Annotated in this window: 18 protein-coding genes and 1 tRNA gene; 7 read left to right on the top strand and 12 right to left on the bottom strand. The window is 60.8% G+C overall.

Annotated elements, in window-relative coordinates; genetic code table 11:
- Window positions 1-4: 4 nt before the first annotated feature.
- From ACVDG9_RS23250 to tsaD, 12 genes are all read right to left on the bottom strand, one after another.
- Window positions 5-424: a hypothetical protein gene (locus ACVDG9_RS23250; RefSeq protein ID WP_023002891.1), complete on the bottom strand. Its 420-nt coding sequence runs from the start codon at window positions 422-424 to the stop codon at window positions 5-7.
- An 80-nt stretch (window positions 425-504) separates the two neighbouring features.
- Window positions 505-1,617: a 3-isopropylmalate dehydrogenase gene (gene leuB, locus ACVDG9_RS23245; protein WP_023002892.1), complete on the bottom strand. Its 1,113-nt coding sequence runs from the start codon at window positions 1,615-1,617 to the stop codon at window positions 505-507.
- A gap of 180 nt (window positions 1,618-1,797) precedes the next feature.
- Window positions 1,798-2,568: a sulfite exporter TauE/SafE family protein gene (locus tag ACVDG9_RS23240; RefSeq protein ID WP_055659711.1), complete on the bottom strand. Its 771-nt coding sequence runs from the start codon at window positions 2,566-2,568 to the stop codon at window positions 1,798-1,800.
- Between the two features lies 1 nt (window position 2,569).
- On the bottom strand, window positions 2,570-3,364 hold the full coding sequence (locus tag ACVDG9_RS23235) for an AlbA family DNA-binding domain-containing protein (protein ID WP_023002894.1): 795 nt from the start codon (window positions 3,362-3,364) through the stop codon (window positions 2,570-2,572).
- A 136-nt stretch (window positions 3,365-3,500) separates the two neighbouring features.
- Window positions 3,501-4,673 (bottom strand): M20 aminoacylase family protein, encoded by a 1,173-nt coding sequence (locus tag ACVDG9_RS23230; RefSeq protein WP_055659708.1) that lies wholly within the window; start codon window positions 4,671-4,673, stop codon window positions 3,501-3,503.
- A gap of 143 nt (window positions 4,674-4,816) precedes the next feature.
- On the bottom strand, window positions 4,817-5,488 hold the full coding sequence (locus ACVDG9_RS23225) for a class I SAM-dependent methyltransferase (RefSeq protein WP_447239098.1): 672 nt from the start codon (window positions 5,486-5,488) through the stop codon (window positions 4,817-4,819).
- Window positions 5,489-5,515: 27 nt separating this feature from the next.
- Window positions 5,516-5,941: an EVE domain-containing protein gene (locus ACVDG9_RS23220; protein WP_023002897.1), complete on the bottom strand. Its 426-nt coding sequence runs from the start codon at window positions 5,939-5,941 to the stop codon at window positions 5,516-5,518.
- A complete protein-coding gene (locus ACVDG9_RS23215) occupies window positions 5,942-6,232 on the bottom strand; it encodes a YciI-like protein (protein ID WP_055659704.1) in 291 nt (96 codons plus the stop codon).
- A 477-nt stretch (window positions 6,233-6,709) separates the two neighbouring features.
- Window positions 6,710-7,717 carry an NAD(P)H-dependent glycerol-3-phosphate dehydrogenase gene (locus ACVDG9_RS23210; protein WP_023002899.1) on the bottom strand — a complete coding sequence of 336 codons (1,008 nt, stop codon included), beginning with the start codon at window positions 7,715-7,717 and terminating at the stop codon, window positions 6,710-6,712.
- Entirely contained in the window at window positions 7,704-8,180 is a 477-nt protein-coding gene (locus tag ACVDG9_RS23205) for an NUDIX hydrolase (protein ID WP_447239097.1), read from the bottom strand. Before ACVDG9_RS23205 ends, ACVDG9_RS23210 begins: the two co-directional genes overlap by 14 nt.
- A 26-nt stretch (window positions 8,181-8,206) precedes the next feature.
- Complete coding sequence (locus ACVDG9_RS23200) at window positions 8,207-8,710, bottom strand: NUDIX hydrolase (protein WP_023002901.1); 504 nt, start codon at window positions 8,708-8,710, stop codon at window positions 8,207-8,209.
- Between the two features lie 103 nt (window positions 8,711-8,813).
- Entirely contained in the window at window positions 8,814-9,920 is a 1,107-nt protein-coding gene (tsaD, locus tag ACVDG9_RS23195; protein WP_062486703.1) for a tRNA (adenosine(37)-N6)-threonylcarbamoyltransferase complex transferase subunit TsaD, read from the bottom strand.
- 93 nt (window positions 9,921-10,013) lie between these two features.
- Between tsaD and hemC the strand changes: the two genes are divergently transcribed.
- The 7 genes from hemC to ACVDG9_RS23160 all read left to right on the top strand — a co-directional run bounded on the left by hemC (window position 10,014) and on the right by ACVDG9_RS23160 (window position 18,736).
- Entirely contained in the window at window positions 10,014-10,940 is a 927-nt protein-coding gene (gene hemC / locus ACVDG9_RS23190; protein ID WP_447239096.1) for a hydroxymethylbilane synthase, read from the top strand.
- 7 nt (window positions 10,941-10,947) lie between these two features.
- The gene (locus ACVDG9_RS23185) at window positions 10,948-11,664 is read left to right on the top strand and encodes a uroporphyrinogen-III synthase (RefSeq protein ID WP_447239095.1); all 717 of its coding nucleotides are present in this window, start codon (window positions 10,948-10,950) and stop codon (window positions 11,662-11,664) included.
- A gap of 120 nt (window positions 11,665-11,784) precedes the next feature.
- Complete coding sequence (locus ACVDG9_RS23180) at window positions 11,785-13,749, top strand: COG4223 family protein (protein ID WP_447239094.1); 1,965 nt, start codon at window positions 11,785-11,787, stop codon at window positions 13,747-13,749.
- 77 nt (window positions 13,750-13,826) lie between these two features.
- Window positions 13,827-15,869 carry a heme biosynthesis protein HemY gene (locus tag ACVDG9_RS23175; RefSeq protein ID WP_447239093.1) on the top strand — a complete coding sequence of 681 codons (2,043 nt, stop codon included), beginning with the start codon at window positions 13,827-13,829 and terminating at the stop codon, window positions 15,867-15,869.
- A gap of 200 nt (window positions 15,870-16,069) precedes the next feature.
- Window positions 16,070-16,145: transfer RNA gene (locus ACVDG9_RS23170), tRNA-Thr, on the top strand.
- A 743-nt stretch (window positions 16,146-16,888) separates the two neighbouring features.
- Window positions 16,889-17,710, top strand: a complete 822-nt coding sequence (locus ACVDG9_RS23165) for a response regulator (RefSeq protein ID WP_208984613.1) — start codon at window positions 16,889-16,891, stop codon at window positions 17,708-17,710.
- Window positions 17,711-17,998: 288 nt separating this feature from the next.
- Window positions 17,999-18,736 carry a hypothetical protein gene (locus ACVDG9_RS23160; protein WP_447239092.1) on the top strand — a complete coding sequence of 246 codons (738 nt, stop codon included), beginning with the start codon at window positions 17,999-18,001 and terminating at the stop codon, window positions 18,734-18,736.
- Window positions 18,737-18,826 lie beyond the last annotated feature (90 nt).

The raw sequence follows: 18,826 nt of genomic DNA, 5'->3' as shown, positions 1-18,826 counted from the left end.
TTTCCTACTGCGCGCGCCGATAGACGGATACGTTCGTGTAGCTTGCAACGTCGACCAGGTGGACGGTTTGCGTAACAGTCAGCGTTCTGCCGTCGTCAGACAGTTCCCGGTCGGCTTTCATGATCGTCAGCCCTCCGCGGCGGGCTTCCGAAATGAGGTTGCGATCTCCCTGGAACACGAGACGCATGGCATCGACCAGGCCGCTTTTGCCAAGACGCACTTCCGGGCCGTCCGGCATTGCCTCGAAAGTGTCGTTGGTGACTTCACCGTCGGAGGCCACCTGGTTCATCGTGAAGACGGCGACGCCGAAGTTCTCGTCAATCTTGAGCGTGGCGCTGCGTGGCGGTTCGCCTTGTTCGAAGTCGCTTTCCTCCGTGTCGAGGATCCAGGTGCCGAGAAAGGGGGCGAGTTTGTCTTCGATCATGGGACCAGCGGTATCTTGAAAAGGGAAAGCCGCCACCGGGATAACCGGTGACGGCTCTGCTTGCAAATGGCGATTGCCTATCAGGCGCTCAAGGCGTCCAGTTCGGCAATGATGGCGTCGCCCATTTCCACGGTGGAAACGGTGGCCTGGCCAGGCGATGCGATATCTTTCGTCCGCAGGCCCTTGTCGAGAGCGTTGGCGATGGCCTTGTCCAGTTTGTCGGCGGCTGCAACTTCCTCGAAGGAGTAACGCAGCGCCATGCCGAAGCTGGCAATCATGGCGATCGGGTTGGCAGCGCCCGTGCCGGCAATGTCCGGAGCCGAGCCGTGGACGGGCTCATAAAGCGCCTTGCGCTTGCCGGTAACGCCATCCGGTGCGCCGAGCGATGCGGACGGGAGCATGCCGAGCGAACCGGTCAGCATGGCGGCAACGTCGGACAGCATGTCGCCGAAGAGGTTGTCCGTCACGATGACGTCGAACTGCTTGGGCCAGCGCACAAGCTGCATGCCGCCGGCGTCAGCCAGCATGTGCTCCAGCTGAACATCCTCGTAGCCGTTCTTGTGCGTCTGGGTAACGACTTCGTTCCACAGTACGCCGGACTTCATCACGTTCCGTTTTTCCATGGACGTGACCTTGTTGCCGCGCGTGCGCGCAAGCTCAAAGGCGACGCCGGAAATGCGCTCGATCTCGTAGGTGTCGTAAACTTGCGTGTCGATACCGCGTTTCTGGCCGTTGCCGAGGTCGATGATTTCCTTCGGTTCGCCGAAGTAGACACCGCCGGTCAGCTCGCGCACGATCAGGATGTCGAGACCTTCGATCACGTCCTTCTTCAGCGAGGATGCATCGGCAAGCGCCGGGTAGCAGATGGCCGGGCGCAGGTTGGCGAACAGCTGCATGTCCTTGCGCAGACGCAAAAGGCCGGCTTCCGGGCGAACTTCGTAGGGAACGTCGTCCCACTTGGGCCCACCGACGGCGCCGAAGATGACCGCGTCGGCAGCCATGGCCTTGGCCATGTCTTCTTCGGAGATCGACTGGCCATGCGCGTCATAGGCGGAACCACCCACCAGGCCTTCGTCGGTTTCAAAGGACATGCCGCCCTTTTCATTGAACCAGGCAATGACCTTTTTCACTTCCTGCATGATTTCCGGGCCAATGCCGTCACCCGGCAGAAGCAGAAGGTTTTGTGAAGCCATGGATGTTCCATCCCGCATTTTGAGAAATCTGATGGCGATGGGTTAGCGCGTCGGCCGTTGTCTTTCAAGATGAAGCCAGTTGCGAAGAACTCAAGCAAGCCGTGGGGAAAGGTCAAGAACGGCTGAAAGGCCCGGAGGGCAGCGGGATTGAAGCGGGTTTCAGGACGGCTCCGGCAAGGATCAGCCGAGCCAGCCCCGCACTGCCTGGAACAGGAGGTTCAGCGCCAGCGCGGTCATCACCCATCTGAAGCCGGTCTTGAAGCTCTTCTCGTCCATTCGGCCGAGCAGGCGGCTGCCGGCAAGCGTGCCGAGAAAGCCGCTGGCGATCATCAGAACAATCAGTCCCAGCCAGGGCGCGAAGGCAAAGCCGAGCGCGCCGAACGCAATGATCTTGAAGACGTGCATGATCAGCGCGGTGATTGCCTGGTTGGCGACGAACCCGTGGCGCGGCAGGCCGAGGGTCGACAAAACAGCACCGCCGATGGGGCCGGCCGCACCGAAGAACATGGACAGGAACGTGGAGGCAAAACCCGCCGCCGCCATGACCCGTTTCGGCGCCTTGCCGAAATGCGGTGCCTTGCCCCAGACGACCCACAGCACGAACAGGCCGATGCCCGCCTTCAGAACCGCCGGCGGCAATTCCACCGCGATGGCGCCGCCCACGGCCGCGCCAATTGCCGCCCCGACTGCGAACCAAAGCGCAATCAGCCAGTCGACATGTTTCAGTTGCACCAGTGCGCGCCCGGCGTTCGATCCGAGCTGAACGACACCGTGGACCGGCACCAGGGCACTGGCCGGCATGACGGTTGCCATGATCGCGATCAGCGCGACCCCGCCGCCAAGGCCGACGGCCGCTGTCAGGGCCGAGGTGAAGAAACTCGTGACGATCAGTGTCAGCGATGCAGCAAGGTGCAGCTGATCGGGAAAGAAGAAGCCGGCGATGTCCGACATGTCACGACCATCTCTTGTTGGCGTAGTTGACCGCTTCGCGGACATCCAGTGCGCGGGTGGAATTGCCGCTGCGCAGATAGAAGACCGAGGCCTTGTTTTCTTCCAGATAGACGGCGCGGGGGGCCGGGCTGACGATGACCATCGCCACGTCCTTGCCGTCCACCCTGGAAAAGACCGTGTGGATGTAAGGACAGAGATCTCCGCCGAGTGTCTTGGAAACGATGTCGTTGACGGTGCGCTCGAACGAATCGAGGTCCGGGCTTTTCAGCGTTGCCAGGTCCTTGTCGAGACCAAGCGGTGTGCCGTTGTCGTCAACACCGATCAGAAGATGGCCGCCATCGGCATTGAAGAAGCCGGCAAGGGTCTTGGCGATGACCTTTTCCAGGGACCGGTTGGTCCGGTTTTCCTTCAGGTCCCAGCGCAGCGACGACTTGAACTCCACGCGCCGGTTTTCGCCCTGTTTCAGAAGATCGGGAATGAGCGCGGTCTGCTCTTCACGCAGCGACCGGTAGGCTTCGGACGTTCGCATGTAGTTGCGGGTGAAGATGCCGAAGGCGAGGCCGACAACTGCGCCGAGACCGGTATAGGCAACCGCAACATCCAGATGCCGGGGAAGCAGCACCAGCCACAGCCGCGCCGTCAGAAATTCAAGGAGGTTCGGAGCCGTTTCCGAAAAACGGGCCAGTTCCCACCAGACCACCACAAGGTTCAGCGGGTGGATCACCAGGACACCGACAATGGCCCCGACCACGACATAGGCTGCCAGAAAGGGAAGCTTGAACGGGGAAAGAGCCATATTTGAAAATCCAAATGAAAACGCCGGTCGGAACCGGCGTCACTCTTAATCCAAAACCTTCCCGCCGTCATCCCGGCCCGTCATCCTGGGTCGGCATCGTGCGAACCGGGATGGCGATGAAGGATTTCACAGGCGGTCAGGCCGCCGCGGGCAGGGCCGTTTCGACCAGTTTCACCCAGTAGGAACAGCCGACAGGGATCAGGTCGTCGTTGAAGTCATAGGCCGGATGGTGCAGGCCCGCGCTGTCGCCGTTGCCGGCGAAGATGAACGCGCCCGGGCGTTCTTCCAGCATGTAGGAGAAATCCTCACCGCCCATCATCGGCTCGATCTCGCGATTGACCTTGCCGACCCCGGCAATGCCTTCGGCGACGGCTGCCGCGAAATCCGTCTGCTCGTCGTGGTTCGCCGTGACCGGATACCCGCGCGTGAACTGCAGAACTGCCTTTGCGCCGAACGCATCGCCAACAGAGCTGACGATGGATTCCATCCGTGCCTGTGCGAGATCCCGCATTTCCGGGCTCAGCGTGCGCACGGTGCCGCGCAGCAGCACTTCCTGCGGAATGACGTTGAAAGCGTTGCCGCCCTGGAAAACGGTCACCGACACAACAACCGAATCGAGCGGATTGGCATTGCGGCTGGCGATGGTCTGCAGCGCGGACACCAGTTGCGAGCCGATCACGATCGGGTCGATGGTCTCATGCGGTTTGGCGGCATGGCCGCCCCGGCCGGTGATGGTGATGCGGAATTCGTCGGTCGCGGCCATGATCGGGCCCTTGCGGATGGCGAATTCGCCCACCGGCATGCCCGGGAAGTTGTGCATGCCGTAGACTTCCTCGATCGGCCAGCGGGTCAGAAGACCATCATCGATCATCGCCTTCGCGCCTGCGCCACCTTCTTCGGCCGGCTGGAAGATGACGACGACCGTGCCGTCGAAGTTGCGGGTCTCCGCGAGATATTTTGCAGCGCCCAGCAACATGGCGGTGTGGCCGTCATGGCCGCAGGCGTGCATCTTGCCCGGGATCTTGGAGGCATAGTCCTTGCCGGTGATTTCCTCGATCGGCAGCGCGTCCATGTCGGCGCGCAGGCCGATGGTCTTGCCGGCACCGCCATTGCGGCCCTTGATCACGCCGACGACGCCCGTCTTGCCGACGCCCGTTGCGATTTCATCGACACCGAAGCTCTGCAGCAGCTCGGACACCTTCTCGGCAGTCCGCACCGTTTCGTAGAGAATTTCGGGATTTTCGTGAATGTCGCGGCGCCAGGCGGTGATCTCGTCGGCCAGATCCGCGAGGCGATTAACGATGGGCATGAAGGACTCCTAGAAACACATCGGAACAGGAAAGCGCTTTAAGCTTGAACGGCTAACCTATCGCAAGCTGCAAAAAGAGGAAGTGGGATTGCGGAAAAAGTTATGTGCAAGGCGAAGGTCTGCAAGACTGATCCGCCACCAGGTCATTCTCCGGATGATTTTTCCTGCAAACGGAAAACGCGCGTGCGTTTGATCTCGTTGTCTTCCAGCGCACCGACCACCGGAACGCTGTAGGCCGCCATTTCAATCAGGCGTGACGAGGGCAGATAGGACCGGCCAGGATCGCCGACATAGACCTCGATGTTGTTCGCCAGCAACCTGTCGAGAAATGCCAGCACCTTGTCGGCCATGGGCTTGTCGTAGAAAACGTCACCACAGAAGACAAGGTCCGCTTGCGGCGGTTCTCCGGTGGTGATGTCCGCGGTCTCGGTGGTGATCTCCACCTCGTTGAGCGCAGCGTTGAGGCGTGTTGCGGTCAGGGCGTAGGGGGCGATGTCGACCGCGTGGCAGGACGCTGCGCCGGCCTTCATGGCAGCTATACCGACCAGACCGGAGCCGCAGGCAAAGTCGACAACGCGTTTTCCCGCGACCAGCTCCGGCGTGTCGAGCACGTAGCGGGCAAGTCCCTGGCCGCCTGCCCAGGCAAAGGCCCAGAATGGCGGCGGCAGGCCTAGCTCGCCCAGTTCGTCTTCGGTCTTTTGCCACAGATCCATGGCCTCATCGGCCACATGCAGAAGGATTTCCTCCGCATGCGGCACAGGTTTGACCTTGGTCTCCTTCCGGATGAAGGCTGCCGGATCCTTGATAAGGGCCATTCAGGGCGGATCTCTCAGGAGAGGAAGTTAGGCAGGCTCTTTGAGACCACCCATTTCACAGACGATTTTCCATTCCTCTTCCGTGACCGGCTGAACCGACAGGCGCATGGAGGTGACCAGCGACATCTTGGCAAGGCGCGGTTCGGCCTTTACGTCGGCCAGGGTCACCGGCTTGGGCATGTCACGGACGGCCTTGAAGTCCACGCATTCCCAGCGGGGATCATCGATAGTGGTGTCCGGATGGATGTCACTGCAGACTTCAACGATGCCGACGACTTCCTTGCCGATGTTGGAATGGTAGAAGAACGCCTTGTCGCCGATTTCCATGGCCCGCATGTTGTTGCGTGCCTGGTAGTTCCGGATACCGTCCCACTGCTCACCCTTGTCGCCACGGGCCTTCTGCTGTTCCCAGGACCATTTGTCGGGCTCGGACTTGATCAGCCAGTACTGCACTCAGTTTGCCTCCGGGTTCTTGATTGCCCAGTTCCAGGGGCGGATCTCGACGCTTTCGAACAAACCGGCACGGGCGTAGGGATCTTCCTGGGAGATCGCCAGGATCTCGTCGCGGTTGGAGGCTTCGATCACCACCAGCGAGCCGGTCATGTTGCCGTCGTCGTCAAGAAACGGGCCGGCTGCCTTGAGGCTGTCGCCGAGGCCTTTCAGGAAGTCGAGATGGGCGGCGCGGTTGTCGAGGCGCGTCTGCAGGGCACCGGGCTTGTCGGTGCAGATCAGGGCATAAAGCATGAAGAATTCCCCGGGTTGGTCGAATCTGCGTCGAACCTAGGGCCGGGGCGGGGGAAACTCAATGGGGGAAAGTCTGAGAGGTGTATCACACTCTGTGCAAGCGACCCATCCTTCGAGGCGCCTGGCGTTGCCCGGCTCCTCAGGATGAGGGGGTGGGGGAGCTGTTCTCCCCTTCGTGGCAGGGCAACTGACTTTGGACTAAAGACAGGCAGCAAGCACAAGTGTCACCCCGGGCGAGCAACGCGAGACCCGGGGGCTACTCGTTTCCAGAGAGCCGGAATGGGTTGTGCCTCTTCAGGGCACCTTGTCTGCTTCGGCAAGCGGCGCGGCGAGTGGGCCCCGGATCTGCGCTTCGCTTGTCCGGGGTGACGCCGAGGGGATGAGGATATCGCTCATATGCCAATCCCCTATCACAAGCGGAAAGAGAGCCAGGTGCCGGCCTGTGTCTATGCCAAAGCCGGTTTCCTTGCGAGAGGCTTAAAGCCCTGCCGTTTCCGATTTCAGCGGGCGTGCCATCAGGGTGTTGAGGGCGTCGTCGATGGTCAGGTCCTCGTCGATCATCCTGGCCACGGTCTCGCAGATCGGCACTTCGACATCGTATTTGCGGGCCAGTTTGACTGCGACGCGGGCGGAATAGGCGCCTTCCGCGAGCTTGCCGCCTGCCGAAATCAGCTCGGAAGCCATGAAGCCTTCGCCGAGCCGCAGCCCGAAGGAAAAGTTGCGCGACTGGCTGGACGAACAGGTGAGCACAAGGTCTCCCAGACCGGAAAGGCCTGTCAGGGTTTCACCCTGTGCGCCCATGGCAGTGCCGAGGCGTGACAGTTCGGCAAAGCCGCGTGCGGTCAGGGCCGCCTGGGCACTGGCGCCGAGCTTGCGGCCGACCACGGCCCCGCATGCGATCGCGAGCACATTCTTGAGGGCGCCGCCGATCTGGGCACCGAGAATGTCGATCGAGGCATAGGGCCGGAAACAGGGCGATTGCATTGCTTCGCACAGGCTGAGCGCGGTCTTGGCCGAATTGGCGGCAACGGTGACGGCAGTCGGCAGGCCCTTGGCGACGTCGTCGGCAAAGCTCGGGCCGGACAGGACGCCCGGTTCGACGCCGGGCAGTTCCTCGCTCATGACCTTGGACAAGAGCTTGCCGGAGGATTGTTCGATGCCCTTGGCGCACAGCACGACGGGGCCGCGTACCTTGCCGGTCTGTTTGAGGGCAGCCAGCATCGCACGGGTTGTCTGGGCGGGTGTCACCAGCAAGATGGCATCAGCGTCGGCAACCTCTTCCAGCGAAGATGTCGCTTCCAGTTCCTCGTCAAAGGTGATTCCCGGCAGATACCTCGGGTTCTGCCGACGGGACCTGATATCGGAGACCGTACCGGGATCACGCGCCCAAAGGCGCACTTCCCGGCCGGCACGGGCCGCGGTCAGGGCCAGGGCCGTGCCCCAGGCGCCGCCGCCAACGACGCCGATAGACCTAATGGCGCCCATTGCTCTGCCTTTCCACGCGCGTCCGTAATGTTTCAAGTTGCGCTCCAAACCCTTCAAAAAAGCGGGCCTCGGTCGGCGCATCCATGGTGAACAAGTCAATCCAGAACAGGCGGAACCTTATCGGGGGACCGCCTGCGTTCGGTGACATTTCGAAATGTTCCCATTCTGTCGCGGGCTTTTCACAAATTCGGCCATGAAAATGCCGCCGGCGATGCAAGCCGTCGAGACAACGGGGAACATCTTTGAAGATATGGTCCTGGTCGGCGAACGATTCGAGCGCGATATCCAACGAAAGTCCGGTCTCCTCGGCAAATTCTCTCCTGGCAGCCTGCAGATAGCTTTCGCCGGGGTCGACCGTGCCTCCGGGAACCTGGAGGCCGGCATTCGGGAAATCGGGTTCCACAAACACGAGAAGCTCTGTTCCACAGGTCAGGTAGACATAGGCCTTTTGGTAGATCAGCACGGGCAGGTCCTTGAAAGAACTGTTGTTTATGCCGCGTTGGCGAGGCGTGTCACACGTTTGCGCAGGGCATCGAGGGGCGCGCCGAAGGCTGCGAAGAAGTTTTCCTCGTCGCTTGCCCGTTCGCCAAAGAGGTCAACCCAGAAGAAACGGTAGCGAATCGGTTCGCCGCCGCTGCTGGGATGCATTTCGTAATGTTCCCACTCGCTCTTCGGCCGGGCACCAAGGCGGACATGGTAGTTGCGGCGGATGTGTCGGCCAAGCAGCGGACGGTTGGGTGCGGGCCGGTACTGTCCGACGGGAGGGATCGTTTCGAACGGGATATCCTGACTGGAAAAATGATCAAAGGCCACGTCCAGTTCGAGGCCGGTTTCCTCGGCAAATTCCCGCATGGCGCCATGCAGAAAGCTTTCGCCCGGATCGATGGTGCCACCTGGAACCTGCAGGCCCAGATGAGGCGTGTCCGGTTCGTCGAAGACCAGAAGGTCCGTGCCGCAGGTCAGGTAGACATAGGCCTTGTGGTAGACGCGCATTTCTCAGAACAGTCCTTGTTGGAAGGCTGAAGTTTCCTAACAGGGTCTTTGATCGCGCAAAAGGGTCGGTGGGAAATTGAGTGATGATTTACCGGTCCACACCCTAGACCTTGGCACCCTTTTTACCCGCGCCGAGCACACCGGCATTGGCTGAATCCAGCGGCCAGCGAGGCCTGGGTGACAGGCTCATGTCGTCCACGGGGCCAAGTCGAAGCCGCTCGATACCGGCCCAGGCGATCATTGCTGCATTGTCGGTGCAAAGGCGCATGGGCGGCGCGATGAAACGGGCATCTGCCTCTTCTGCCGCAGCCAGAAGACTGTTGCGGATTTCCTGGTTCGCCGCGACACCGCCAGCCACAACGATTGCCGGTTTGACACCCGGGTGGCGTGTCCGGAAGAGATCGAGTGCGGAGCGGGTGCGGGCTGCCAAAACGTCGGACACAGATCGCTGAAATGCCGCGCAGAGGTCGGCAATCGTCTGTTCATCGACAGGTTCAAGCTTTTTCGCCTGGGTGCGAAGTGCCGTCTTCAGTCCGGCGAAGGACATGTCGAGGCCCGGGCGATCCAGAAGCGGACGCGGCAGGCGGAAGCGGGTGACGTCGCCCTTGGCAGCCATTTTTTCTACATGCGGGCCGCCGGGATAGGGCAGGCCCAGCAGTTTGGCTGTCTTGTCGAAAGCTTCGCCAATGGCATCGTCGATGGTCGTGCCGAGACGTTCATAGTCCCCGACGCCGCGCACCAGCAGGAACTGGCTGTGGCCGCCGGAGACGAGCAGCAAGAGGAACGGGAACTCGAGATCGTCGGTCAGGCGGGCGGTAAGGGCGTGGCCTTCCAGGTGATTGACGCCGACGATCGGCTTTCCCGCTGCCATGGCGATGGCCTTGGCGGTCATGAAGCCGACGATGACACCGCCGATGAGGCCGGGACCGGCAGTTGCGGCAATCGCGTCGATATCGTCCCAGCCGCAACCGGCCTCGTTCATGGCTTCGGCAACGATCCGGTCGAGGATTTCGATGTGGGCACGGGCGGCAATTTCCGGCACCACGCCACCGAATTCTGTATGCTCGTCGATCTGCGAACGGATCGTATTGGAGAGGATCTTCTTGTGCGCAGGGCCGCACACCACCGCTGCTGCGGTTTCGTCGCAGCTGGTTTCTATGCCCAGGACCGTCAGATTGGTCGCATTGTCATCTGTTTTGACTGAGGTCATTGGTCTAAGTGCGGTGGCCTGTGTTAGGACATCCGAAAAGACATAAATCGGTGCCCGTCATTTCTGCCGGGCGTAGCATCTGGACGGTAAACCTTGCAATCAAATCCTTTGCGTATCGGAACAAGGGGCAGCGCGCTGGCGCTGGCACAGGCCCACGAAACCCGCGACAGGCTGATGGCGGCCCATGATCTGGCCGAAGACGCGTTCGAGATCGTGGTCATCAAGACCTCCGGCGACAGGATCCAGGACAGGCCGCTGTCGGAAGTCGGTGGCAAGGGGCTGTTCACGAAGGAAATCGAGGAAGCGCTTCTGGACGGGCGGATCGATCTTGCCGTTCATTCGTCCAAGGACATGCCGACGGTCCTGCCGGATGGTCTGGCTTTGACGGCCTTCCTGCCGCGGGAAGATGTGCGCGATGCGTTCCTGTCGCCCAAGGCAAAGACCCTGACCGATCTGCCGCAGGGCGCCGTCGTCGGGTCCAGTTCGCTGCGCCGCCAGGCGATGATCAAGCGGCTGCGCCCGGATATCGAAGTGGTGATGTACCGCGGCAACCTGCAGACACGCCTGCGCAAGCTGGCAGAGGGCGAGGTGGACGCGACACTTCTGGCGGCTGCCGGTCTGCGCCGGCTGGGCCTGGAAGCGGAAATCACCAGCCTTCTGGAAACCGACCAGTTTTTGCCGGCTGTCGGCCAAGGTGCGATCTGCATCGAAAGCCGGGCGGACGACAAGGCTACCCTTGAAATGCTGGCAGCAATTCACGATGCGGCAACGCAGATCCGCCTTGATGCGGAGCGCGCCTTCCTAGCTGTTCTGGACGGGTCTTGCCGCACGCCCATCGGCGGTCTGGCAACGCTCGAAGGCGATACGATGCACTTCCGAGGGATTGTGCTGAAGCCGGACGGATCGGCCGCGCATGAGGCATCGGGCAGTGGGCCTGCGGCAGAGGCCGAGCGGATTGGCCGGTCTGTCGGGGAAGATCTGAAAACCCGGATGGGACCGGACTTTCTGGCAGGAGCCTGACCCGGTCATGCGCTTTCTGGTGACACGCCCCCAGCCGGATTGCCGGAGGACCGCTGAAAAACTGCGGGCGTTGGGGCATGTTGCCGATGAAGCTCCCGTTCTGAAAACCGTTGAGGTGCGGTCGGCACAATTCGGGCCGGATGGCGTGTCGGCGCTGGCGTTTTCCAGCCGGCGGTCGGTCGCCGTCCTGTTAGCGCAGGGCCGGATCGATGCCTTGCGGAGCTTGCCGGTTTTCACGGTGGGCGACGCGACCGCACTCGCCTGCCGGGAAGCGGGCTTTTCAAGTGTACTTTCGGCCAGCGGAGATATTGCTGCGCTGGCTCAGCTGATTCTCGATAATCGGAGCGGATTGTCTTCAGGGACCGTCCTTTATCCTGCTGCCGAGGAACGGGCGGGGGATCTGGAGGGACTTCTCGCCGCAGGGGGCATTTCCTGTCGCACCGTCGTGCTTTACCGCATGGAGCTGGCGGAAAGCCTGCCTTCTGCCGTGGTTGACGGCCTTCGCCAGAATGCCTTTGATGGTGTCTTCATTTATTCCAAACGCACGGCTGAAGCTTTTCTGGCGCTGGTTCGCAGGCACGGTCTCGACCATATTTTTTCCAGGTTGCCTGTTTATGCCCTTTCGCGGCAGTCGGCCGAGCCCCTATTTGAGGTAAGCCAGGTGCGTATTGCAGCTGCGCCGAACGAAAGCGCCTTGATGGATCTGGCTTTAACACAGTGTTAACCAGATCCGGGGGAGTCGTTCTTTTGCAGCGCGCAAAAGTCTTTGCTGCGGCGGTACCGCTTCGCAAAGAGGTGTGTATAGTGAAGGTCTTGGGACCGGCAGGGTTCAGGAGGAGATGAGATGACGACGGACAAGAAATCCCCGGGCGGGACATCTTCATCGGGCGGCAGCGGCACCGGCGGCAAGGACAAGCCGGGCAGCAGCACTGCGTCTTCCTCCGGCAGCAGCAAGCGGCCGGTAACGATTGATCTGACCGCAGAGAAGGTCGGTGCCAAGCCGACAGACACGAAGCCAGCCTCTGGTACGAGCTCAACGACGAGCGCCACGACGGGGTCTGCCGGCACGACTGCGGGTGCAACCAAGACAGGCGGTATCGGCAGCACGACTGCGTCCGGCAGCTCAACGTCAGCCGGAAATACAACGTCTTCCGGCAGCACCGGCAGTTCGGGCAGCACATCGTCGCCCTCTTCGTCTGCATCGACCTCGTCCTCGACCGGATCAGGCTATTCTTCTTCGTCATCTACCACTGCCGGGTCTTCCACTGCCGGAAAGCCCGCAGGAGCCAGCACAACCGGGTCGTCATCGGCGACCGGAAAACCGGCGTCTCCGGCAAGCTCATCGACGTCTGCCACCAGCCAGACCGGAACCTCCTCGACAAGCAACAGCTCCCGTCCCGGGGGATCAACCAGCTTTTCCAATCCGCCGGCCGCTGAGGACCGCGGCGGTGTCGGGGCATTCGGCGTTCTGATTGCGGCCGTTATCGGCGGTATCCTGGTGCTTGGCGGCGGCTTCGGCCTTTACCAGGCCGGGCTCGTCAAACTGTCGCCCGAGCCGAACCAGCAGCTCACCAGCGCGCTCAGTGCCGCCGAACGCAAGATCTCTGATCTGGAGAAAAAACTCGGCGACGTGACGTCTTCGGTCTCCAGCCAGGGCAGCTCCGGTGCTGTTTCTGCTCTGGAAAACAAGGTCACCGCGCTTGAAGCCAAACTGCAGGATGCGTCGTCGTCCGATCTGGGCGCCGCGGTCGATGCCCTGAAGCAAGATATCGAAGGACTGCGCAGCACCGTCGCTTCGGCAGGTGTCGGTACCGGCGAAGGAACCCCAGCCGATCTCCAGCCGCTTGAAAGCCGTCTGGCCGCGCTGGAAGAGGAAGTGAAGGGCGATAGTCAGGTGGATCTGGCGCCGCTTGAAAGCCGCCTGGCCAAGCTGGAAACCGACACCACGTCGACATCTTCCGAAGCCGACAAGCTTTCGGGTTCCGTAACCGGGCTCGAGGGCCAGCTTTCGGACCTGAAGACGACCCTTTCCGAGGTGGAAACCAGACTTTCCAATACCGAAGCGACCGCGAAGGCAGCGCAGACAGCCGTATCGACGTCGGACGTTTCCCTGAAAACCCTTGCCGACAGCCAGGCGCGGGCAACCGAGACCCTGTCTTCGCTTGCTGCCGACATCAAGTCTGTCGGCGCGGCCAACACGGCAGCGCTGGAAGGTTTGCGTTCTGAACTGGACGCGCTTTCAACGCGACTTGCCGCGGTTGAGGCAACGATGGGCGATGCGACGGCGCGTGAAGTTGCTGCAAGGGCTCTGTCCGTTTCCGCGCTGAAGTCGGCCGTCGATTCCGGCCGCCCTTATGAAACCGAGCTGGCCGCCGTCAAGGCGGGGCTGCCGGGCGGGCTCGACCTGTCTGCACTGGAGGCCAATGCCAAGACCGGTGTCGAACCGGTGCCCGTGCTGATCGCCCAGTTCCCACCGGTTGCGCGCTCTGTCTACCAGACGTTTTCCGAACCGGACCGGTCCGGTGATGTACTCGACAGCCTGATGACCAGTGCACAGTCGCTGTTCACCGTTCGTCGTTCGGGCTCAGGTGAAGGCGACGGGCCGGCCGCTGCCCTGCAGCGCATGGAAAACGCCGTCCGGAAGGGAGACCTCAAGTCGGCACTTGCCGCCTACAAGGATCTGCCAGAACAGGGACAGGCTGCTGCTGCCGACTGGGCAACGCGCGCCGAAGCCCGGGTCGAGGTTGATGACCTGACGGACAAGGCCTCGCAGGAAGTGCTCAACGCGCTTGCTGCGAAGGATAGCTGAATGCAGGCCGGCCACTCGCCCGCCCGTCAATGGAACTATGTGCCGGCAGGAGCCGGCCGTCGCAGGGAGCGAACTGAATGATCCGCGTTCTGTTCTTTTTCGCGCTGTTGTTTGCCGTTGCCATGGGCTTTGCCTGGATGGCGGACCTGCCGGGAACGATCCAGATTTCCTGGCCGGTTTATGAAGGCGGCCAGCAGGTCGGGACGGACATCTGGGAGCAGTCGCCTGCGATTGTTGCCCTTGCCGCAGCCATTTTCCTGGCGATCTTCCTGGCGATTGTCTGGGTGATCCGCGTCGTCCTGAAATCACCGCAGATTGCCAGCCGCTTCTTTCGGCGCCGCCGGAAAGACAAGGGCTACAATGCGCTGTCACAGGGCTTGATCGCTCTGGGCACGGGCAACGCCAAATTGGCGCGTCGCTACGCGCTGGACGCCGACAAGCTGCTGGATGATGAACCCGCGGCAAAGCTGCTGCTTGCGCAAACGGCCCAGCTTGCCGGCAAGGACGACGAAGCGCGTCAGCGTTTCGAGGCGATGTTGGAAGATCCGGCCACCAAGGCGCTTGGTCTGCACGGCCTCTTCATCGAGGCCGAGCGGCACAGGGAGCCGGTGGCAGCACGCCATTATGCGGAGGAAGCCGCCAAGACATCGCCGGGTCTGGAGTGGGCCGGCAAGGCCGTGCTCGGCTACCAGGCGGTTGCCCACCATTGGGACGAAGCGCTCAAGACCCTGGAGCGCAACTACGCCGCAAAGATGCTGGACAAGAAAACCTATCGGCGTCAGCGCGCCGTCATCCTGACGGCCCTTGCGACAAAGCTGGAGGACGGCGAGCCGGAACGGGCCTATTCGCTGGCCAAGGAAGCTCATGGGCTGGCACTCGACCTTGTGCCGGCCGCCGTGCTGACGTCTCGTCTGGCAACGCGCCGGGGCGACATTCGCAAGGCCTCCAAAGTGTTGGAGGCGACCTGGCGTTTGTTCCCGCATCCGGAGTTGGCTGAAACCTATGCCCATGTGCGTACCGGCGATTCGGCTGTCGATCGTTTGAAGCGGGTGAAATCGCTTTCCGCACAGCGGGCAAACACTCCCGAAGGTGCGCTGGCCATCGCCCGCGCAGCCATGGAGGCGCGCGAGTTCGAAGAAGCGCGCAAGCAGCTGAAAAAGGTGCTGCAGTCCGAACCTACCCGTCAGGCGTTTCTGCTGATGGCGGAAGTGGAGGAAGCCGAACACGGTGACCGGGGCCGCACACGCGACTGGCTGGCCCGTGCCGTCAGTGCGCCGCTCGACAAGGTCTGGATGGCCGACGGCATCATTTCCGCCGAATGGCAGCCGGTGTCACCGGTCACCGGCAAGCTCGATGCGTTCCAGTGGGCAACGCCGGGCAGTCTGTCCGATGAGGACGGTCCGCTGCTTGAGGACAGCCTGTTCGAGGCGCCGGCCCTGCCGTCCGCCACTCCAGCCGAGCCGGTTCGGTCGGTTGCAGATGTGGATGACGGCGCCGTGGTGCTGGAAGCCGAACCCGTCACCATGCCTGCCACTGCCAAGCCTGCGGGACCCGAGACGGGTGACGCCAAATCCGGCAGCGCCAAGTCAGCCGCCGCGGAACCTTCCGCTGCCTCTGCTCCACTGGAAAAGCAGGGCTACGAAGGGACGACGGACGATGTCAAATACAGCCCTGCGCTGAAGGACCTGCCCGACGCCGAGGCTACCAAGGCACCTTCGGACAAGGCTGCGACCGTTGAGAAGACGGCAGCCAAGGAAACCGCGGTAAAAGCCGAAGCCGGGGCAGACGACAAACCTGCCGTGGTGACAGGCAAAGACGCCGGGACAGCGAAAGCTGGAGTGACCGGCAAGACCGACACCCGGAACGGTTCCGAGACGCCTTCCAAGCCAGAGGCAGCATCTGAGGCCAAGGTTGAGGAAACCTCGAAATCGGCGGATGCAAAGACATCGGCAGCCAAAGCCGGGGAGGCCAAAACAGGCGAAACAAAATCCGGCAGTTCGAAAGAGGATCTCAACCGACCAATCGAGTTTCCCCTGTCGCGGATGCCGGACGATCCGGGCCCGGATGAGGACGACGAGGACGAGACCGCCAAGACGCCACGGCCGCGCTTTTTCAACTGAAGCGCTGCTGCGGCGATAGTCGGAATGTGCTGACGAGCATGTGTTTGCCTGGCTTCCGGAAAAGGGAAGGTGTGATCTTCCTGAAAGAACCGGTTTTAGGCTCTTGCATCTGACGCCAAGCTCCGGTAATTAGCGGCGCACTCGGGCTTGACCTGAGTGCCCGCGCCAAATCGCGCGATGCCCGGCATCTGCCGGAGAACGCCGCTGTAGCTCAGATGGTAGAGCACGTCATTCGTAATGATGGGGTCGGGGGTTCGAGTCCCTTCAGCGGCACCACTTTCCAGGCCCAGGTTCCTTTTTTCAGGTGCGCCCGACAGGGCTATCCCTTCTCTGATGCTTTCCTCTGAATTGAGCAAGCTGTCACGAGACTTCAGAAACAGCTGTGCGATCGTTGGCCCTGCCACCAGATTCATGGGCTGCACAGGTCGCAGTGACAGCTTTGATGCTGGCGAACTTGTGTTGCCCTGCTGCTGATCCGGTTTCTGTTTGTCGGACGGGAAGTGCCGCATTGATGGCTCGTCGGCAGTCCTTGCAAGAGGCGAGGTGATTGTCCAATTCTGACGCTACAAATTGACGTAGAGTTGGTGTGGCATGTTGCGGGCGCCCTTGTCCTGACGTGACGATCGTCTCGACCGACAGATCCTTGTTTTAGTCTCGTCTTATTTTCAGAAACAGGCTGGTTGGATTCCGTGTTTTGAAAAAGCTGGCCACAGGTTGCTCCAATTCGACGGAAGTCACTGAACCATAATGCGACTGCGGGAATCCTGTGACGCTGGGTTGCGCCTGTTTCCTCGTATTTTGTGGGATTTTCCCAGATGAGGTTTCGGTCTTTACATCCTATTTGTAAGAATTTTGGAATCGAGTGAATGAATATTCATGTAAATTTATGTATATCAAAGGTTGTAAAATGCCTGGTGAGCTTCAGTAACAGAAAATATACAATTGTTTCCTTATTGTACTTGTTAATTTAGACATGGCCTCAAGTGACGATGCGAGAGCCGCACACAAGGTGATGAGAATTGCTGCATAAAATGATCCGCATTCTTGTCGCTGACGACAGCGGCATCGCTCGTGAAGTCATCAACAACGGCATCGCCGTTCATCGTTCCAAGCGGTACATCGAGGTTGATAACGTCGATAACGGTCGTTCTGCTGTCGAGGTTCTGAAGAAGAAACAGATCGACATCGCCTTCATCGACATCAACATGCCGGGGTTGAATGGTCCGGACGTAATCGCCGCGATGAGCGAAACGAAGTCTGCAGATTGTCTGACGGTCGCAATTTCAAGCGGCCTTGATGAGCGCAATGCCAACATGCTTCAGCAGCTGGGGGCCTATCATTTCCTGAAAAAGCCTTTCACCCAGGAGGATGTGTCGGAGATCGTCGCCACTTACATGACGATGACGACGACCTATCCGATCCTGATCGTCGACGACAGCGGTACGATGCGCAAACTGACGCGCAAGGTTCTGGAGGCCAGCCGGTTCGACTTTGAAATCTCGGAAGCCGACAGTGCGCAGGCGGCGCTTCGTACACTGGCATCGGGCAAGTTCCGGATGGTGCTGACGGATTTTCACATGCCGGATGTTGACGGTATCGAGCTTGCCGGTTCGATCCGGGACCTGTCGAGCAAGATCGGCATCTACATGATGTCCACCAACGACACGAGCTATCTGGAGCGGTCCGCGGCCTTCGTCGGGATATCCGGTTTCCTGAAAAAGCCGTTCACGCCTCAGGACATAGATACGCTCATGCATCAGTTCCTGGAGCTGGATACGCCAAAATTCGGCAAGGTGCGCAACATGTTCAGCTTCATGGAACGAGAACGCAAGGCATCGTGAGGCTCGCCGGACTGGCGAGTGCTGATCGTTCCTCTTGGGTCTCCTGGAAATTTCAAGGGAACCATTTGCCGAACGCTTACATTGTTTCTGGATTGTTTGTCAGCATTCTTGATTTAAAACGCTTCAGTTGATTCAATGAAAGAATCAGAAGTCTCCCCCTAGTTCGTATCGGTTCCACTGTCTGAATGCATGGAGAGCGGTGTGGGCAAAACAGCAAAACTTGAATTACTTCGCCGGATATTGCCTCTCGGCCTCTGCGTGCTGGGTATAGTCGGCGGATATTTTTTCATGTCGGTGCTCAGCAGCCTGCTCTGCATTATCGCGGCCGCCGGGATCTATGCCGCCTTGCCGCGGCCGAACGTACCGTCCGGTGCCGTAAAGCCGGTATGTCATCCGCCGGTTCTGGTACTCGACATGATCGGGTTTGTGATTGGTGCCGCTTTCTTTTCCATAGCTTTCATCGGGATGGCAGACTGGAGCGGAGGCGCAGCCCTGATGGCGTTGCTTTGCCTGGGGCCTGCCTCGATTGCACCGGTGCTGTTCACAGTGTCCGCACGACAGGAGACATCCTGGATCCGTTTCTTCAGCAACGGTTTCGAATTCACCCAGTTCGGCCGGCGCGTCCGGGTGATGTATGAGGATCTGAAGAAAATCGACATCCGCCTGTGGCACGCTTCCGGCTGGGCTGCCTGGTTCCAGTCGACGATCGGCTCGCTGGGGCCGAGATCAGCGGTTCTGCTGAATGGGGCTGAAACCACCACGACACTGGTCTTCAAGCGCCCGGACGGAGCAACCTTCACCATTTCCTCCGAACTTGTGCCAGACCTGCAGCGGGTGCTGATCAACATCGACAGGGCCGGTATGGAGCTTCCTGACGGGATCAGTGAATATCAGCGCAAGAAGATCCGCCAGCGGCGCGAGCGCATGTACGGTGGCCCGCCGCAGGAACCGCCGCAGTCGGAACAGAAGGAAGTGGCGCGTATCGCGGCCCTGATCGAACACGCCAGGCGCAGTGCCGGCCATTGAGGCTGGGCTTTTCTGTTTCCAGCGCTTTGTTGAAGCTCACCACAAATTCATCCTCATGCTGAGGAGGACTGTCAGGTCCGTCTCGAAGCA

The organism is Roseibium sp. RP-7 (assembly GCF_053005225.1).
Note: the sequence above shows the minus strand (reverse complement) of the source record. Positions and strands in the feature narration are given on the sequence as shown.

Excerpts from the sequence above, each read along its gene's own strand:
- tsaD (WP_062486703.1), bottom strand. The coding sequence starts at position 9,920 with ATGACCTCAGTCAAAACAGATGACAATGCGACCAATCTGACGGTCCTG.
- leuB (WP_023002892.1), bottom strand. The coding sequence starts at position 1,617 with ATGGCTTCACAAAACCTTCTGCTTCTGCCGGGTGACGGCATTGGCCCG.
- ACVDG9_RS23240 (WP_055659711.1), bottom strand. The coding sequence starts at position 2,568 with ATGTCGGACATCGCCGGCTTCTTCTTTCCCGATCAGCTGCACCTTGCT.
- ACVDG9_RS23175 (WP_447239093.1), top strand. The coding sequence starts at position 13,827 with ATGATCCGCGTTCTGTTCTTTTTCGCGCTGTTGTTTGCCGTTGCCATG.
- ACVDG9_RS23215 (WP_055659704.1), bottom strand. The coding sequence starts at position 6,232 with ATGCTTTATGCCCTGATCTGCACCGACAAGCCCGGTGCCCTGCAGACG.
- ACVDG9_RS23230 (WP_055659708.1), bottom strand. The coding sequence starts at position 4,673 with ATGCCCATCGTTAATCGCCTCGCGGATCTGGCCGACGAGATCACCGCC.
- ACVDG9_RS23180 (WP_447239094.1), top strand. The coding sequence starts at position 11,785 with ATGACGACGGACAAGAAATCCCCGGGCGGGACATCTTCATCGGGCGGC.
- ACVDG9_RS23185 (WP_447239095.1), top strand. The coding sequence starts at position 10,948 with ATGCGCTTTCTGGTGACACGCCCCCAGCCGGATTGCCGGAGGACCGCT.
- ACVDG9_RS23200 (WP_023002901.1), bottom strand. The coding sequence starts at position 8,710 with ATGCGCGTCTACCACAAGGCCTATGTCTACCTGACCTGCGGCACGGAC.
- ACVDG9_RS23250 (WP_023002891.1), bottom strand. The coding sequence starts at position 424 with ATGATCGAAGACAAACTCGCCCCCTTTCTCGGCACCTGGATCCTCGAC.
- ACVDG9_RS23225 (WP_447239098.1), bottom strand. The coding sequence starts at position 5,488 with ATGGCCCTTATCAAGGATCCGGCAGCCTTCATCCGGAAGGAGACCAAG.
- ACVDG9_RS23235 (WP_023002894.1), bottom strand. The coding sequence starts at position 3,364 with ATGGCTCTTTCCCCGTTCAAGCTTCCCTTTCTGGCAGCCTATGTCGTG.
- ACVDG9_RS23210 (WP_023002899.1), bottom strand. The coding sequence starts at position 7,717 with ATGGGCGCCATTAGGTCTATCGGCGTCGTTGGCGGCGGCGCCTGGGGC.
- ACVDG9_RS23160 (WP_447239092.1), top strand. The coding sequence starts at position 17,999 with ATGTCGGTGCTCAGCAGCCTGCTCTGCATTATCGCGGCCGCCGGGATC.